Below are 15433 nucleotides of genomic sequence, written 5' to 3'. Positions count from 1 at the left end.
CTCCCTGGCACTCCAGGGAGACTCGGACAAGCGCTCTACTTCGCGGCGGCCTCCAAGGGTGCGGCGCCGTCAGGCCGGGGTCAGCGTGTACTTGGTCTGGAGGTACTCGTGGATGCCCTCGGCGCCGCCCTCGCGGCCCAGGCCGGACATCTTCCAGCCGCCGAACGGCGCCGCGGCGTTGGAGACGACGCCGACGTTGAGGCCCATCATCCCGGTCTCCAGCCGGTCGATCATGCGCTGGCCGCGCGCGAGGCTCTCGGTGTAGACGTACGAGACCAGCCCGTACTCGGTGTCGTTGGCCAGCGCCACGGCCTCGTCCTCGGTGTCGAACGTGGCGATCGCGAGCACCGGCCCGAAGATCTCCTCGCGCAGGATGTCGCTGCCGGGCGCGACGCCGGTCAGGACCGTCGGCTCGAAGAAAGTCCCCGGCCCGTCGATCCGGGAGCCGCCGGTGGTGAGCTCGGCGCCGCGGGCCACGGCGTCCTTGACGAGGGCCTCGGCCTTCGTGACGGCGTTGCCGTCCACCAGCGGGCCGATGGTGACGCCGGGCTCGGTGCCGCGTCCGATCACGAAGCCGTTCACGGCTGCGGTGACCCGGCGAGCGAACTCGCCGGCGACCGAGCTGTGCACGATGAAGCGGTTGGCGGCCGTGCACGCCTGCCCGATGTTGCGGAACTTCGCGGCGAGCGCGCCCTCGACGGCCCGGTCGAGGTCGGCGTCGTCGAAGATGACGAAGGGGGCGTTGCCGCCCAGCTCCATCGACGTGCGCAGCACGCCGGGAGCTGACTGCTCCAGCAGCTTGCGGCCCACCGGCGTCGAGCCCGTGAAGGACAGCTTGCGCAGCCGCGGGTCGGCGATGATCGGCTCGGAGACGGCGCCCGAGGTGGAGGTCGTGATGACGTTGACGACGCCGTCGGGCAGGCCGGCGTCCTGCAGGAGCCGCGCGAGGTACAGGGTGGTCAGCGGCGTCTGCGCCGCGGGCTTGACCACCACCGTGCAGCCCGCCGCCAGGGCGGGCGCGATCTTGCGCGTGGCCATGGCGAGGGGGAAGTTCCAGGGGGTGATGAGGTAGCAGGGGCCGACGGGGTGCTGGCTGACGATCATCCGCCCGGTGCCCTCGGGGTTGGGCCCGTAGCGGCCGGTGACCCGCACGGCCTCCTCGGAGAACCAGCGCAGGAACTCGGCCCCGTAGGTCACCTCGCCGCGTGCCTCCGCGAGCGGCTTGCCCATCTCGAGGGTCATCAGGAGGGCGACGTCCTCCCGGCGTTCCTGCACGAGGTCGAACGCGCGGCGGAGGATCTCGCCGCGGGCACGGGCGGGGGTGGCCGCCCATTCGGCGGAGGCGGCGACCGCCGCGTCGAGCGCGGCCATACCGTCCGCGGGGTCGGCGTCGGCGATGGTCTTGAGGGTGTCGCCGGTCGACGGGTCCTCGACCGAGAGCGTCCGGCCCGCCGCGCCGGGCCGCCATCGGCCGCCGATGAGGAGCCCGTCGGGGACGGCGGCGAGCAGGTCGGACTCGGCGGTGCTGGTCATGCGTTCTCCTCGGTGTTCGTTTCGTCCTGCTGCGTGGTGTCCTGCTGCGTGGTCTCCTGCGGCCGCGGCTGGGGCAGCAGCGCCCCGGCGAAGAACGCGCTGAGCTCGTCCCGCGCGCTCAGCGGCAGGACGGCGGCCACGTACTGGTCGGGCCGCACGACGACGACGGCGCCGCCCCGGTCGATGCCGCGCAGCTCGAAGATGTCGTGGTCGGGGTCGGTCGCGTACACCTTCTCGTAGTCGATCAGCCCGAACGGGCCGACCCTGGGCCTGAAGACGTCGGGCACGTCGGCGAACTCCACGCCGAAGTGGTCCTGCTGGTAGACGACCTTGACGTCGAGCACGGAGTCCGGGTCGGTCCCCGCCGGGGTGTGCCGCAGCAGCGGCGAGCCGGGCGCGCTAGCCAGCCACTCGGCCCAGTCGCGCAGCGCCGAGGGCTCGGCCGGCGCGGCGGCGTCGGCGAACGCGTAGACGCGCCACCGCCCGTCGGCGCGGGCGTGGTGGCCCAGGTGGGCGGGATTGCCCTCAGCGACGCGCTCGACGGGGGCGGACTTGAACCGCTTGCCGACCGAGAAGCCCGTGGCGAGCTCCTGATGGACCGGCTCGGCCACGATCATGGACGGCTGGTACTGCGTCATGAACCCGCACGGGAACTCCTGGGTCTTGACGTAGAAGTCCTCCAGGTACGTCGGGTCGGGCAGGTCCTCGGGGGGAGTGGCCATCAGGCGCGACCACTCACGGTCGAAGTCGATGAGGTTCTGCGCGACGACCTGCCGCTCGGCCGAGTAGGTGGCCAGCAGCGCCTCCGGAGCCCGGCCCGTGAGCACGTGGGCCAGCTTCCAGGCGATGTTCCAGCCGTCCTGCATCGACACGTTCATGCCCTGGCCGGCCTTCGCGCTGTGCGTGTGGCAGGCGTCGCCGGTGAGGAACACCCGCGGCGTGCGGACGTCGGCGAGCTCGGCGGGGACGTCGTCGAACCCGTCGGTGACACGGTGGCCCACCTCGTACACGCTGTGCCAGGGCACGTCCTTCACGTCCAGCGTGTAGGGGTGGATGATCCGGTTCGCCCGGGCGATGACCTCGTCCAGGCTCGTCGCGCGGACACGGGCGCTCTCACCCGGCGGCACCTCCCCGAGGTCGACGTACCACCGCGCGAGGTAACCGCCCTCGCGGGGGATGAGCAGGATGGACCCGCCGTCGTGCGACTGGATGGCGCACTTGGTGCGGACGTCGGGGAAGTCGGTCACGGCGAGCACGTCCATCACACCCCAGGCGTGGTTGGCCTTGTCGCCCACGGGCTTGCGGCCGATCGCCTCCCGGACGGCGCTGTGCGCGCCGTCGGACCCGACGACGTAGCGGGCGCGCACCGTCCGCTCGGTGCCCTCGCGCGGGCCTGTGGTGTGCCGGAGGGTCACGGTGACCGGGTGCTCGTCGGCCTGTGCGCCGTCCGCGGCTTCCGGTGCCTCCGCCGCCCCCGCCACCGTGAGGCCCACGACCTCCAGGCCGTAGTCCGGCGTGACCCGGGCGGGGCCGCGGGCCGCCACCTCGGCGAAGTAGTCGAGCACCCGCGCCTGGTTGACGATCAGGTGCGGGAACTCGCTGATCCCCGTGGTGTCGTCGGGCGGGACCGCGCCGCGCACTATGTTCTCCGGCCGCTCCGGGTCGGGCTTCCAGAACGCCATCTCCGTGATCCGGTAGGCCTCGGCGGTGATCCGCTCGGCGAACCCGAACGCCTGGAACGTCTCGACGCTGCGCGCCTGGATGCCGTCGGCCTGGCCCATCTCGAGGCGCCCGGCCCGCCGCTCGACGACGTGCGTGCGGATGCCGGGGAACTGCGCGAGCTGCGCAGCGGCGATCATGCCTGCCGGGCCGCTGCCGACGATGAGCACGTCGACCTCGTCCGGCAGCTCGGCCGGCCGCTTCAGACCGTAGCCCGTGGCCGGCTGCACGCGCGGGTCGCCGGAGACGTAGCCGTGATGGTGGAACTGCATGGTTCTTCCGTTCTGCTCGTGGGGCGGCATCGTCGCGGCGAGCCCGACCACCGTCAGATGAACAAGTCGTACTACTCGACGGTCGTGCCGACGACGGTGGCGAGGACGACGCGACGGCGCTCGCGGGCGGAGGGGGAGCTAGTCGCGGTGGGATCGTCCGGGGCAGGGTCTGACATCGCATGACTCCTTCGTCATCCGGGCCTGCCGTCGTCGGCAGGCCGGTCGGGTGTGCTCGGCCGGAGGGCGGCCTTGCTTGGTTCCCCCCGACCATATACGATCTGTGATACGAAGCGCCAGGGGTCGTGGAACACCGGCGGCAGACGACGGGCAAGGGAGCTCATGGGTACCGAAGCGCAGGCCTCCGTAACGGGGAAGCCACCGGCGAGCGGGTCGCTCGCGGTGCGGCCGGGCAAGATCGTCGCCGTCCACATCGCGTACGCCTCGCGCGCCGCGCAGCGCGGACGGCGGCCCGCGGCGCCGTCGTACTTCCTCAAGCCGGCCAGCTCGCTGGGCGCCACGGGCGGCGTCGTCGAGCGGCCCGCCGGCACGGAGCTGCTGGCCTTCGAGGGGGAGGTGGCGCTCGTCATCGGTGAGCCGGCCCGGAACGTCTCCGTCGAGGAGGCGTGGGACCACGTCGCCGCCGTGACCGCGGCGAACGACCTGGGCGTCTACGACCTGCGATGGGCCGACAAGGGCTCGAACCTGCGCTCCAAGGGCCGCGACGGCTACACGCCGGTCGGCCCCGCGCTCCTCGACGCCCGTACGGTCGACCCCGCCGGCCTGCGGGTGCGCACCTGGGTCAACGGCGAGCTCGTGCAGGAGGACTCCACCGGCGACGACGCGCTGCTGTTCCCGTTCGCGCAGATCGTGGCCGACCTGTCCCAGCACCTCACGCTGGAGCGGGGCGACGTCATCCTCACGGGCACGCCCGCGGGGTCGAGCGTCGTGGTGCCGGGCGACGTCGTCGAGGTCGAGGTGGACGCGCCGACGGCGCCCGGCACGCCGACGTCGGGCCGCCTGGTGACCACCGTGGTGCAGGGCGACGTGCCGTTCGGCGATGTCGGCGCGGGTCCGCAGGTCGACGACACGCAGCGTGCCGAGGCGTGGGGGAGCCGCGAGGCGGCGGGGCTGGCACCCGAGCCTGTGACCGAGCCGGAGCCCGAGCCGTTCGTGCTCACCGAGGAGCTCGCCGGCAAGCTGCGCCACGCGCCCGTCGCCGGGCTCTCGGCCCAGCTCCGCAAGCGCGGCCTGAACAACGTGATCATCGAGGGAGTGCGCCCCAACTTCCCCGGCGCGACGATCGTCGGCCGGGCGCGGACGCTGCGCTTCGTGCCGAACCGCGAGGACCTGTTCGCCACGCACGGCGGCGGCTACAACGCGCAGAAGCGGGCGTTCGACGCCGTCGGCGCCGGCGAGGTCATCGTCATCGAGGCGCGGGGCGAGACGGGCTCGGCCACCCTGGGCGACATCCTCGCGCTGCGCGCGAAGGTCCGTGGGGCCGCGGGCGTCGTCACCGACGGCGGCGTACGCGACTTCGACGCCGTCGCCGCGACGGGGCTGGCCGTGTTCTCGCGCGGCCCGCACCCCGCGGTGCTCGGCCGCCGGCACGTGCCATGGGACACCGACGTCGCGGTCGCCTGCGGCGGGGCGACCGTGCTGCCCGGCGACATCGTCGTGGGCGATGCGGACGGCGTGGTCGTCGTCCCGCCGCACCTGGCCGAGGAGGTGGCCGACGCGACCCTCGCCCAGGAGGAGCAGGACGCCTGGGTGGCGCAGCAGGTCGCCGCCGGCCACCCGGTCGACGGGCTGTTCCCGCCGAACGCCGAGTGGCGGGAGCGCTACGAGGCATCGAAGTCCCAGTCATCGAAGTCCCAGGCAGAGCGGGAGACGCCATGACGACCGGGGACGTGGCGGCGTCGGCCGTCGAGACCGCGTTCGCCGGCGCCCTGAGCAAGTCGCAGCTCGCGTACGACTACCTGCGCGACCGCATAGCGCTGCGCGAGCTGAGCCCGGGCTACCGCCTGGTGCTGCAGAACATCGCCGACGAGCTCGCGATGAGCGTCGTACCGGTGCGCGAGGCCATCCGACGGCTGGAGGCCGAGGGCCTGGTGACCTACGAGCGCAACGTCGGCGCGCGGGTCGCGATGATCGACGAGCACGGCTACGTCGACGCCATGCAGGCCCTTGGCGTCGTCGAAGGGGCCGCGACCGGGCTCTCGGCGCCTGCCGTCTCCGCCGCGGACCTCCGGCGCGCGACCGAGGTGAACGAGCACCTGCGCTCGCTGCTCGACCACTTCGACCCGCACGCGTTCACCGCGCTGAACCGGCAGTTCCACTCGGTGCTGTTCGAGTCGTGCCCCAACAAGCTGCTGCTCGACATGGTCCACCGCGGCTGGGCGCAGCTCTCCGGGCTGCGCGACTCCACGTTCGCGTTCGTGCCCGGCCGGGCCCACGACTCCGTGGCCGAGCACGTCCACATCCTCGACCTGATCGCCCGCCGGGCCGATCCGCTCGAGATCGAGATCGCCGCACGCGACCACCGGTGGGCGACCATGCAGGCCTTCCTGGACGCCCGCGCCACAGGTGCCGCGGGACCCCGCCGGACCCGACCCATGGAGACACAGTGAGCAACCCAGTGACCGGCCCAGCGGCCACCCAGCCGACCCGCCACGTGCCGGCCGACCTACCCGGCCGCATCCAGCACTACATCGGCGGCAAGCTCGTCGACTCGGTCGACGGCGACACGTTCGACGTGCTCGAACCCGTGACCAACGAGGTCTACGTACGGGCGGCGGCGGGCAAGGCAGCCGATGTCGACCTCGCCGTAGCCGCGGCGCGCGAGGCGTTCCTGAACGGCCCCTGGCCCAGGATGCTGCCGCGCGAGCGGTCGCGGATCCTGCACCGGATCGCGGACCTCGTCGAGTCCCGCGACGCGCGGCTCGCCGAGCTGGAGAGCTTCGACTCCGGCCTGCCGATCACGCAGGCGCTGGGCCAGGCGCGGCGGGCAGCGGAGAACTTCCGGTTCTTCGCCGACCTGGTCGTGGCCCAGTCGGACGACACCTTCAAGGTGCCCGGCCGCCAGATCAACTACGTCAACCGCAAGCCGATCGGCGTCGCCGGCCTGATCACGCCGTGGAACACGCCGTTCATGCTCGAGTCCTGGAAGCTCGGCCCCGCACTGGCGACCGGCAACACCGTGGTGCTGAAGCCCGCCGAGTTCACGCCGCTGTCGGCGTCGCTGTGGGCCGGCATCTTCGAGGAGGCCGGGCTGCCCGAGGGCGTGTTCAACCTCGTCAACGGCCTCGGGGAGGACGCGGGGGACGCGCTGGTCAAGCACCCGGACGTGCCGCTGATCTCGTTCACGGGGGAGAGCAGCACCGGGCAGCTCATCTTCGGCAACGCTGCCCCGTACCTCAAGGGCCTGTCGATGGAGCTGGGCGGCAAGTCCCCAGCGATCGTCTTCGCCGACGCCGACCTGGAGGCCGCGATCGACGCCACGATCTTCGGCGTCTTCTCGCTCAATGGCGAGCGCTGCACCGCGGGCAGCCGCATCCTCGTCGAGCGCGCGGTCTACGACGAGTTCGTCGAGCGGTACGCCGCGCAGGCGAAGCGAGTCGTGGTCGGCGACCCGCAGGACCCGAGGACCGAGGTCGGTGCGCTGGTGCACCCCGAGCACTACGACAAGGTCGTCTCCTACATCGAGATCGGCAGGACCGAGGGCCGTCTTGTGGCCGGGGGCGGGCGCCCGGAGGGCTTCGAGACCGGCAACTACGTGGCTCCGACCGTCTTCGCGGACGTGCCGTCGTCGGCCCGGATCTTCCAGGAGGAGATCTTCGGCCCGGTCGTGGCGATCACGCCGTTCGACACCGAGGCGGAGGCACTCGCCCTGGCCAACGGGGTCAGGTACGGGCTCGCCGCCTACGTGTGGACCAACGACCTCAAGCGCGCGCACAACTTCGCGCAGGCCGTCGAGGCGGGCATGGTCTGGCTCAACTCGAACAACGTGCGCGACCTGCGCACGCCGTTCGGCGGCGTCAAGGCCTCCGGCCTCGGGCACGAGGGCGGGTACCGCTCGATCGACTTCTACACCGACCAGCAGGCCGTGCACATCACGCTCGGCAAGGTCCACAACCCGACTTTTGGCAAGGGAGCCTGAAGATGACCGATCCGACCGAACCCGTCGTGACCAGCGAAGCGCCGATCACCGCCGCCCACCCGATCCCGACGCCGGTGGCGCCGCCGCCGGACATCCTGCGGTGCGCGTACATGGAGCTCGTGGTCACCGACCTGACCGCTTCCCGGAACTTCTACGTCGACGTGCTCGGCCTCGTCGTGACCGAGGAGGACGAGGACGCCGTCTACCTGCGTAGCCTCGAGGAGTTCATCCACCACAACCTCGTGCTGCGCAAGGGTCCAGTGGCCGCCGTCGCTGCGTTCTCCTACCGGGTGCGCAGCCCGCAGGAGCTCGACCGGGCCGTCGCGTTCTACACCGAGCTCGGCTGCCGGGTGGAGCGCCGCGCCGAGGGCTTCACCCGCGGCATCGGCGACTCGGTGCGCGTCACCGACCCGCTCGGCTTCCCCTACGAGTTCTTCTACGACGTCGAGCACGTCGAGCGGCTGGCCTGGCGGTACGACCTGCACACCCCCGGCGCGCTGGTGCGCCTGGACCACTTCAACCAGGTCACCCCGGACGTGCCGCGGGCCGTGAAGTTCATGGAGGACCTCGGCTTCCGCGTTACCGAGGACATCCAGGACTCCGAGGGCACGACCTACGCCGCGTGGATGCGCCGCAAGCCCACGGTGCACGACACGGCGATGACGGGCGGCGACGGGCCGCGCATGCATCACGTCGCGTTCGCCACGCACGAGAAGCACAACATCATCGCGATCTGCGACAAGCTCGGGGCGCTGCGCCTGTCGGACCGCATCGAGCGCGGGCCGGGCCGGCACGGCGTGTCCAACGCCTTCTACCTGTACCTGCGCGACCCGGACGGGCACCGCGTGGAGATCTACACGCAGGACTACTACACGGGCGACCCCGACAACCCCGTGGTGACCTGGGACGTGCACGACAACCAGCGCCGCGACTGGTGGGGCAACCCGGTGGTACCGTCCTGGTACACGGAGGCGTCGCTCGTCCTGGACCTGGACGGCAACCCGCAGCCCGTCGTCGCCCGCACCGACACCTCCGAGATGGCGGTGACCATCGGCGCGGACGGCTTCTCCTACACCCGTCCGCAGGACGACGCCGACGCGCTGCCGTCATGGAAGCAGGGCGAGTACAAGCTGGGACACCAGCTGTGACGGGGGAGCGCACGCTGGACGACGCGACGATCACCGCCATCGCCGACGAGCTGGCCGGCGCCGAGGCGGAGCGCACCACGGTGCCCCTCCTGACCGCGCGGTACCCCAGCATGACCGTCGAGGACTCCTACGCCGTGCAGAACACGTGGCGCCGGCGGGGCATCGAGGCCGGACGGCGCCCGGTGGGCCGCAAGATCGGGCTCACCTCGAAGGTCATGCAGGCCGCCACCGGCATCACCGAGCCGGACTACGGCGCCATCTTCGCGGACATGGTCTTCGACAACGGGTCCGTCATCGAGCACGGGCGGTTCTCGAACGTGCGGATCGAGGTGGAGCTGGCCTTCGTGCTGCGCGAAGGGCTCAAGGGCCCGGGCGTCACCGTGTTCGACGTGCTGCGCGCCACCGAGTACGTGGTGCCCGCCCTGGAGATCCTGTCGTCGCGCATCGAGATGGCCGGGCGCACCATCGTCGACACGATCAGCGACAACGCGGCGATGGGCGGCATGGTCTACGGCGGCAACCCGGTGCGGGTCGACGAGACCGACCTGCGCTGGGTCTCGGCGCTCCTGTACCGCAACGAGACCATCGAGGAGTCCGGCGTCGCCGCCGCCGTCCTGAACCACCCGGCCACCGGCGTCGCCTGGCTCGCGAACAAGCTCGCCCAGCACGACGACGCCCTGCAGCCCGGCGAGATCATCCTGGCCGGCTCCTTCACGCGACCCGTGTGGATCGAGCCCGGCGACACCGTGCTGGCCGACTACCGAGAGCTGGGGACCGTCTCGTGCCGATTCGTCTGACCCTCCCGCCCACGTTCCGCGACCGCATCGCCGACTCCGGCCGACCGCAGATCGGCATGTGGGTGTCCAGCGGCAGCCCGCTGGTGGCGGAGATCTGCGCGGGCGCCGGGCTGGACTGGCTGCTGATCGACGGCGAGCACTCGCCGATCGGCCTGGAGACCATGTCGGCGCTGCTGCAGGCCGTGGCGCCGTACCCGGTCACGCCGGTCGTGCGGGCGCCGTCGGGCGACGCCGTCGTGCTCAAGCAGATGCTCGACCTGGGCGCACAGAACGTGCTGGTGCCCATGGTCGACACGGCCGAGCAGGCCCACGACGTCGTGCGGGCGGTGCGCTACCCGCCGCAGGGCATACGCGGGGTGGGCAGCGCCCTGTCCCGCGGCGCACGCTGGAACCGGGTCGAGGGCTACATGCCGGACGCCGACCGCCACGTCTCACTGTTCGTGCAGGTCGAGTCCGCGACCGGCGTCGAGAACGCCGCGGCGATCGCCGCGGTCGACGGGGTCGACGGCGTGTTCGTCGGCCCGTCCGACCTCGCGGCCTCGATGGGCGTGCTCGGGCAGCAGACGCACCCCGACGTCGTCGCCGCGGTGCACCGGACCTTTGACGCCGTGCGGGCCGCGGGCAAGCCCGTCGGCGTCAACGCCTTCGACCCGGCGACGGCCCGGTCCTACCTGGACGCCGGGGCGATCTTCGTGCTGGTCGGGGCCGACGTCGCGCTGCTCGCCCGGGGCTCGGAGGCCCTGGCGGACCGGTGGATCGGCGAGGGCGAAGCGGCGGGCTGACGGCGCGCACCTGGGGCGAGTCGCACCGCGGGTGAACCGGGCGGCGGGGACACGGCGCCGTAGCCAGCACGGCGGGCGGCCACTCCGGAGGTCCGGAGCAGCCGCCCGCGTCCGGTCCCTACGGCGTGCGCCTCCACTGCTGGGTCGTGGCCGCCGCGTCACAGGTCGCGAGGTTGAGTCCCCAGGAGTCGGCCGGGGTCGCCAGGCAGAGGGTCGGGTCGGCGACGCTGCTGATCGTCGCGTCGGCGTTGAGCTCCCACTGCTGGTCGGGCGTGCCAGCGCAGTCGTCGATGACGAGCGTGCCACCGACGGTGAGTGCTCCGCCCGGCGTGACGCACATGTCGCCGTAGACCGTGAGCTGCCGGTCCGCGGTCCAGTTGAACGACTGGTTGCCGCCCCCGTTGCAGTACCACAGGCCGAGTGTCGTGCCGGCTGTCGTCGAGCCGCCCGGCACGTCGACGCACACGTTGTGCTGGACGCTGACGAGCGGCTCACCCGGCGGTGCGGGCGGCAGGTCGTTCAGGGCCTCGTTCTTGAGCAGTCCCCAGCCCCACTGGATCTGGGCCAGCCCCGAGGCGTTGGTGACCTCGAGGTCGCCGTCGCCGACCGCCTCGGTCAGCGAGTAGGAGTCGCCCGTGCGCAGGCCGGGCCAGTAGACGAGCCCCATGCCCTGCTGCCGTGCGACCTCCGTCAGCGCGCCGAGGTACGAGGTGGAGACGTCACCCTCGTGGTTGCCGTAGTTCAGGCCCGTGGTCATGGGCGATCCCGCCTCGCTGACGAGCGTGCGCCAGCCGTACTGGCCGATGCGCGGCAGGAGGTTCGCCTTCCACGCCTCCTCGGTGGTGCTGTTGGCCCAGAACCCGTAGAAGTGCAGCGAGAGCAGCGTCCCCTTCAGCTCCTTGGCCGCGCCGACGCCCGTGACGTTGTCGTTGTAGCCCGTCCCCGAGATGATCACGCGGCCGCGGGGCACGTCGTCGTGGTCGTCGAGCCAGCCCGCGGTCAGGCCCACCCACTGGTCGAGGGAGTAGCCGAACGGCTCGTTCATGGGCTCGAAGTACACCTTCGAGTTCTGCCCGTACTCCGCCACGACCGTGTCCCACATCGCGTCGAAGGCGGCGGGGTCGTCGGCCCGGCCGTCCTTGGCGTTGTCCGCCTCCCAGTAGCTGAGGATGACCTTGAACCCGTTCTGCGTGGCGGCGTCGATGGCGCCCTGGTACGAGTCCCACCAGTCCGTGCCGACGCTCGAGGGGTTGATGGGCAGACGCACGGTGTTTGCGCGGACCTCGTGCCGGAACTCGAGCAGGATGTCGGTCGACTTGGCGTACGTCGTGCTGTAGTCGTCCTCCGTGCTCAGGCCGGAGGGCACCACCTCGTCGTCCGCGTAGTTGTCGCGCGGGTCCGCCCAGTTGACCCCGCGGAACTCGCTGGTGCTGTTCGGCCCGACCGCCGGGGCGGCGACAGCGGGACCAGGGACCACCGCCACCGCCGCTGCGAGGATGCCGACGGCCGCCAGGGCGCCGCCGGTCCGGATTGTTCGTGTCATGGGACTCCGATCTAGGGGCGCGTCGCTGCGCCGCCGTCCGAGGCGTCGAGGCGGTCGGTGCCGTCCTGATGCCGATGGTGGCGTAAACATTGCACGTCGGTCCCTGGTTGCACAAGCGTCTCCGCGCACGGATCGGCGGACGGCCTGGTCAGGGCTCTAGGTCGGCCACCCCACGTCCGGTGCGGATGTCGAACGGCACGGACACCTGGTCGTGCGCGATCAGCCACTCGCCGCCGGAGCGGCGGAAGCAGAGGGTTGCCCGGACCCACATGCCGTTCGCCACGGCCCCGCTCTCCAGCGTGCCGCTCAGCCGGCCGAAGCCGTGCCCGAACGCGACGTCCTCGTCGACGGTGAAGGCCAGGTCGCGCAGCTCGTAGCGCACCTCGCGGAAGAACGTGAACACGCCCCGCCAGTTCGTCAGCTTCGCCTCCAGCCCGACGTGCTGCAGCGGCGGTTCGACGTCGAAGGACACGACGTCCGCCGCGTACAGCCGCTCCAAGCCCGTCAGATCCTTGGCCCCGATCGCGGCGACCAGCCGGTCGACCTGGCCCCGGATCTCGGCCTCGCCGGCCTCGTTCTGCCCGAAGTCCTGCGTGGAGTCCTGCGTCGAGTTCTGCGTAGCCATCTCTCGTCGTCCTTCCGTCGGCTGACTCGTCGTGACAACGACCCGACGACCGAGGGCGCGGAGATGTGACGGGTCCCGGCTTCAGGCCGGGCCTGCCCGCTCCGGCCGACGATCACATCCGGCCGACGTTCACACCCAGGCGCGCGGCGACGTCCGGCGATGCCGCCCGCCGGGGTGACCGTCCGCGGCGAGGCGCCGCCCGAGACCCCGCAGCGCCCAGGACACCTCGCGGACGTCGATGAACGCACGTGTGCAGGGGACGCAGCGGTCCAGGTGGGCCTCGACCCGGCGTTGCCGGCTCGGCACGAGGCGTGCTTTGACGTAGTCGTGCATGGCGGCGCGGGTGGCGCGGCACTCGGGCGGGTGCACGGTTCGGGGGCGCGCGACGGCGTCGTCGGCCAGGGCGGACAGGACCGAACGGAGGACGGCGACGTCGGCCCGGCGTGCGGCGACTGCGGCGGCGTGCCGGTCGTCGACGCCGGCCCTGCTGGTCACGCGAATCCGCCTCTTTCTACGCATAGTGCCGAGGTTCGCGGGGTAACAATTTCACCCCGAGGCGGGAGTCGTGGAATCCGTCTGTGATACGGGACGCGGGCACGACGCCATGGGGCCGGAGCCCTGTCGCCGCCCTCTCCCCGCTCCCGCCACCCCCGACAGCTGAGTGCTGGACATTCGCCCTTCCGAGACGGGAAGAGGGGCGAATGTCCAGCACTCAACGAGGCGGGTGGTTAGAGCGGGCCGCCTGCTATTCGCGGGGCGGCGGCGGACTCGCCGGCGTCGCCGATGGTCTCGCGCGCCACGTAGTTCTCCAGGTCGAACAGGTTGTCGCCGGCGCGCCTGGCGACCGTGACGAGCGTGGTCGCGGCGGCGACCTCCTCGACCTGTTCCTCCAGGAACCACATGAGGAACTGCTCGCCCAGCGCGTCGCCCTCGTTGCGAGCCGCGCGGAAGATCGCCTCGATCTGCGCCGTGACCTGCTGCTCCTGGTCGAGCGCGAGCTGGAGGGGCTCCAGGACATCTCCGAAGTCGTTGCGCACGTCGGGGGTGCCGGGGATCTTCACGGGCAGCGACCGGTCCAGGTGGTACTGGACGATCATCATGCCGTGGTTGCGCTCCTCGAGCGCCTGCCGGTAGAAGTGCGCCGCCAGCTGCGGAAGGTCGTGGCTGTCGAACCACACAGCGATCGCCACGTACTGCAGGTGCGCCGCGAACTCGTGGCCCACCTGCTCGCCCAGCAGGCGCAGGTACAGCGAGTTCTCCGAGGTCGTCGTCATGGGCTCACGCTAGCCGCTTTCGGCGGTCGCCTGCCGCCGTCCGACCCGAGCTGACCCCGGCCCTCGTCGCACCCGCGGCGGGGGCCGTGCTCTTGGGTTGACACATTCCCATATGGGTATATGTTAGAGCCATGGCACGAGCAGCGACCACGACCGACGCGTTCAACGCGGTGGCCGAGCCGCGCCGCCGCGAGATCCTCGACGCCCTGGCCGGCGGCGAGCTCGCGGTGGGCGACCTGACCGAGCTGCTCGGGCTCGCCCAGCCGCAGGTGTCCAAGCACCTGCGGGTCCTGCGGGAGGTCGGGCTGGTGGACGTGCGCGATGACGGGCGCCGCCGTCTGTACCAGGTGAACGCTGCGCCGCTGCGCGCGGTGCACGCCTGGGTCGGCCGGTACGAACGGCTCTGGAACGAGCGGTTCGGCCTGATCGACGACGTGCTCGACGAGCTCACCGACGCCGAATCGGAAACAGAAGCGGAAACCGAAGCGGAAACCGGAAGAGGAGACTGACATGGCCACCACGACCAAGGGCAGCGCCGTCCTGACGCTGCCGAGCGACACCGAGATCCTGGTCGCCCGGGAGTTCAACGCGCCGCGCCACCTCGTGTGGAAGGTGCTGACCGAGCCCGACCTCATCAAGCGCTGGTGGGCGGGGCAGCGCGGAACCGTGACGGACGTGGAGGTCGACCTCCGGGTCGGCGGCACATGGCGGTACGTCATGACGGCGGACGGCGGGTTCGAGGTCGCGTTCCACGGCGAGTTCCGCGAGATCGACGCCCCCGCGGGCATGGTGCAGACCGAGGTCTTCGAGGGGATGCCCGACGGCGACTCGGAGCCCAGCCTGAACCACTACACGCTCACCGAGCGGGACGGGCGCACCAGGATGACGGTCCGCACCGTCGTCTCCAGCAAGGACGTCCGGGACATGATCATCGCCACGGGCATGGAGGGCGGCATGCAGGAGGCCTACGACCTGCTCGAGGAGCTGGCGACCGCCCTCACGACCCACTCCTGATCGTTGAGTGCTGGGTATTTGTTGGATGGCAGGCCGAAATCCAACAAATACCCAGCACTCAACGATCGGACGACGACAGGCGGGTCTGCAGGGCCCTCGTGAACTGGTCGACCTGGTCGAGCTGCTCCGGCGTGAGGGCGTCGATGAAGAGCTCCCGCACCGCGCGCAGGTGCGGCACCGAGGCGCTGCGGAAGGCCTGCGCCCCCTCGTCGGTGAGCACCACCTCGGCGCCCCGGTAGTCGACGGCGCAGTCGTCGCGGCGGATGAGGCCGCGTCCCTCCATGCGCCGGATGTGGTGGGACAGGCGGCTGCGCTCCCAGTCGACGGCGTCCGCGAGCTCGGAGGAGCGCAAGCGGCGCCCGTCCGCCTCGCTCAGGGCGAGGAGCACCGCGTAGTCGCCAGGTGAGAGGGCTGACGCCTCGTGCAGACGGCTGCCGAGCCGCGCGTTCAGCGCCTGCGCCGTCTCGATGAACCCGCGCCAGATGCGCAGCTCGTCCGCCGTCGGCGACTGCCGGGAGCGGGGCGACGTGTCGTGTGTCACGGCGACCTCCAAGTGATTGACGTGTCAAC

The 15433-nt window shown here is 71.6% G+C and carries 15 protein-coding genes; 8 read left to right on the top strand and 7 right to left on the bottom strand.

Annotated features, from left to right (window positions below; translation table 11 throughout):
• Positions 1-69: 69 nt before the first annotated feature.
• The gene (locus tag ACFT2C_RS08275; protein WP_377206551.1) at positions 70-1533 is read right to left on the bottom strand and encodes an NAD-dependent succinate-semialdehyde dehydrogenase; all 1464 of its coding nucleotides are present in this window, start codon (positions 1531-1533) and stop codon (positions 70-72) included.
• On the bottom strand, positions 1530-3524 hold the full coding sequence (locus ACFT2C_RS08270) for an FAD-binding monooxygenase (RefSeq protein ID WP_377206550.1): 1995 nt from the start codon (positions 3522-3524) through the stop codon (positions 1530-1532). Before ACFT2C_RS08270 ends, ACFT2C_RS08275 begins: the two co-directional genes overlap by 4 nt.
• Positions 3525-3863: 339 nt before the next feature.
• On the opposite strand from ACFT2C_RS08270, the gene ACFT2C_RS08265 reads away from it, so the two are divergent.
• From ACFT2C_RS08265 to ACFT2C_RS08240, 6 genes are read left to right on the top strand one after another with little or no spacing between them, the layout of a single operon-like run.
• A complete protein-coding gene (locus tag ACFT2C_RS08265) occupies positions 3864-5420 on the top strand; it encodes a fumarylacetoacetate hydrolase family protein (RefSeq protein ID WP_377206549.1) in 1557 nt (518 codons plus the stop codon).
• The gene (locus tag ACFT2C_RS08260) at positions 5417-6151 is read left to right on the top strand and encodes a GntR family transcriptional regulator (protein ID WP_377206548.1); all 735 of its coding nucleotides are present in this window, start codon (positions 5417-5419) and stop codon (positions 6149-6151) included. Before ACFT2C_RS08265 ends, ACFT2C_RS08260 begins: the two co-directional genes overlap by 4 nt.
• On the top strand, positions 6148-7680 hold the full coding sequence (hpaE, locus tag ACFT2C_RS08255; protein WP_377206547.1) for a 5-carboxymethyl-2-hydroxymuconate semialdehyde dehydrogenase: 1533 nt from the start codon (positions 6148-6150) through the stop codon (positions 7678-7680). Before ACFT2C_RS08260 ends, hpaE begins: the two co-directional genes overlap by 4 nt.
• 2 nt (positions 7681-7682) lie before the next feature.
• Positions 7683-8828 carry a 3,4-dihydroxyphenylacetate 2,3-dioxygenase gene (gene hpaD / locus ACFT2C_RS08250; protein ID WP_377206546.1) on the top strand — a complete coding sequence of 382 codons (1146 nt, stop codon included), beginning with the start codon at positions 7683-7685 and terminating at the stop codon, positions 8826-8828.
• Positions 8825-9625, top strand: a complete 801-nt coding sequence (hpaH, locus tag ACFT2C_RS08245; protein WP_377206545.1) for a 2-oxo-hept-4-ene-1,7-dioate hydratase — start codon at positions 8825-8827, stop codon at positions 9623-9625. The genes hpaD and hpaH overlap by 4 nt, the downstream gene beginning before the upstream one ends.
• Entirely contained in the window at positions 9610-10407 is a 798-nt protein-coding gene (locus ACFT2C_RS08240) for an HpcH/HpaI aldolase/citrate lyase family protein (RefSeq protein WP_377206544.1), read from the top strand. Before hpaH ends, ACFT2C_RS08240 begins: the two co-directional genes overlap by 16 nt.
• Before the next feature lie 118 nt (positions 10408-10525).
• On the opposite strand, the gene ACFT2C_RS08235 is transcribed toward ACFT2C_RS08240, so the two are convergent.
• The 4 genes from ACFT2C_RS08235 to ACFT2C_RS08220 form a co-directional block, all read right to left on the bottom strand.
• On the bottom strand, positions 10526-11950 hold the full coding sequence (locus ACFT2C_RS08235) for a ricin-type beta-trefoil lectin domain protein (RefSeq protein WP_377206543.1): 1425 nt from the start codon (positions 11948-11950) through the stop codon (positions 10526-10528).
• A 148-nt stretch (positions 11951-12098) separates the two neighbouring features.
• Complete coding sequence (locus tag ACFT2C_RS08230) at positions 12099-12575, bottom strand: YybH family protein (protein WP_377206542.1); 477 nt, start codon at positions 12573-12575, stop codon at positions 12099-12101.
• 129 nt (positions 12576-12704) lie between these two features.
• The gene (locus tag ACFT2C_RS08225; RefSeq protein WP_377206541.1) at positions 12705-13070 is read right to left on the bottom strand and encodes a zf-HC2 domain-containing protein; all 366 of its coding nucleotides are present in this window, start codon (positions 13068-13070) and stop codon (positions 12705-12707) included.
• Between the two features lie 233 nt (positions 13071-13303).
• Positions 13304-13849, bottom strand: coding sequence for a ferritin (locus ACFT2C_RS08220; protein ID WP_377206540.1), 546 nt, complete (start codon positions 13847-13849; stop codon positions 13304-13306).
• Positions 13850-13980: 131 nt separating this feature from the next.
• Here ACFT2C_RS08220 and ACFT2C_RS08215 point away from each other — a divergent pair, with 131 nt between their 5' ends.
• A complete protein-coding gene (locus ACFT2C_RS08215) occupies positions 13981-14358 on the top strand; it encodes an ArsR/SmtB family transcription factor (protein ID WP_377206539.1) in 378 nt (125 codons plus the stop codon).
• A 1-nt stretch (position 14359) separates the two neighbouring features.
• Entirely contained in the window at positions 14360-14863 is a 504-nt protein-coding gene (locus ACFT2C_RS08210) for an SRPBCC family protein (protein WP_377206538.1), read from the top strand.
• A gap of 58 nt (positions 14864-14921) precedes the next feature.
• On the opposite strand, the gene ACFT2C_RS08205 is transcribed toward ACFT2C_RS08210, so the two are convergent.
• On the bottom strand, positions 14922-15404 hold the full coding sequence (locus ACFT2C_RS08205; RefSeq protein ID WP_377206537.1) for a MarR family winged helix-turn-helix transcriptional regulator: 483 nt from the start codon (positions 15402-15404) through the stop codon (positions 14922-14924).
• Between the last annotated feature and the right edge of the window lie 29 nt (positions 15405-15433).

It is taken from the genome of Promicromonospora sp. NPDC057138, from assembly GCF_042670845.1.
GTDB lineage: Bacteria > Actinomycetota > Actinomycetes > Actinomycetales > Cellulomonadaceae > Promicromonospora.
This window is presented reverse-complemented; position numbering and strand designations above follow the sequence as displayed.

Coding starts and splice junctions, on each gene's coding strand:
- ACFT2C_RS08270 (WP_377206550.1), bottom strand. CDS start 3,524: ATGCAGTTCCACCATCACGGCTACGTCTCCGGCGACCCGCGCGTGCAG.
- ACFT2C_RS08230 (WP_377206542.1), bottom strand. CDS start 12,575: ATGGCTACGCAGAACTCGACGCAGGACTCCACGCAGGACTTCGGGCAG.
- ACFT2C_RS08260 (WP_377206548.1), top strand. CDS start 5,417: ATGACGACCGGGGACGTGGCGGCGTCGGCCGTCGAGACCGCGTTCGCC.
- hpaD (WP_377206546.1), top strand. CDS start 7,683: ATGACCGATCCGACCGAACCCGTCGTGACCAGCGAAGCGCCGATCACC.
- ACFT2C_RS08220 (WP_377206540.1), bottom strand. CDS start 13,849: ATGACGACGACCTCGGAGAACTCGCTGTACCTGCGCCTGCTGGGCGAG.
- ACFT2C_RS08235 (WP_377206543.1), bottom strand. CDS start 11,950: ATGACACGAACAATCCGGACCGGCGGCGCCCTGGCGGCCGTCGGCATC.
- ACFT2C_RS08265 (WP_377206549.1), top strand. CDS start 3,864: ATGGGTACCGAAGCGCAGGCCTCCGTAACGGGGAAGCCACCGGCGAGC.
- ACFT2C_RS08210 (WP_377206538.1), top strand. CDS start 14,360: ATGGCCACCACGACCAAGGGCAGCGCCGTCCTGACGCTGCCGAGCGAC.
- ACFT2C_RS08275 (WP_377206551.1), bottom strand. CDS start 1,533: ATGACCAGCACCGCCGAGTCCGACCTGCTCGCCGCCGTCCCCGACGGG.
- ACFT2C_RS08215 (WP_377206539.1), top strand. CDS start 13,981: ATGGCACGAGCAGCGACCACGACCGACGCGTTCAACGCGGTGGCCGAG.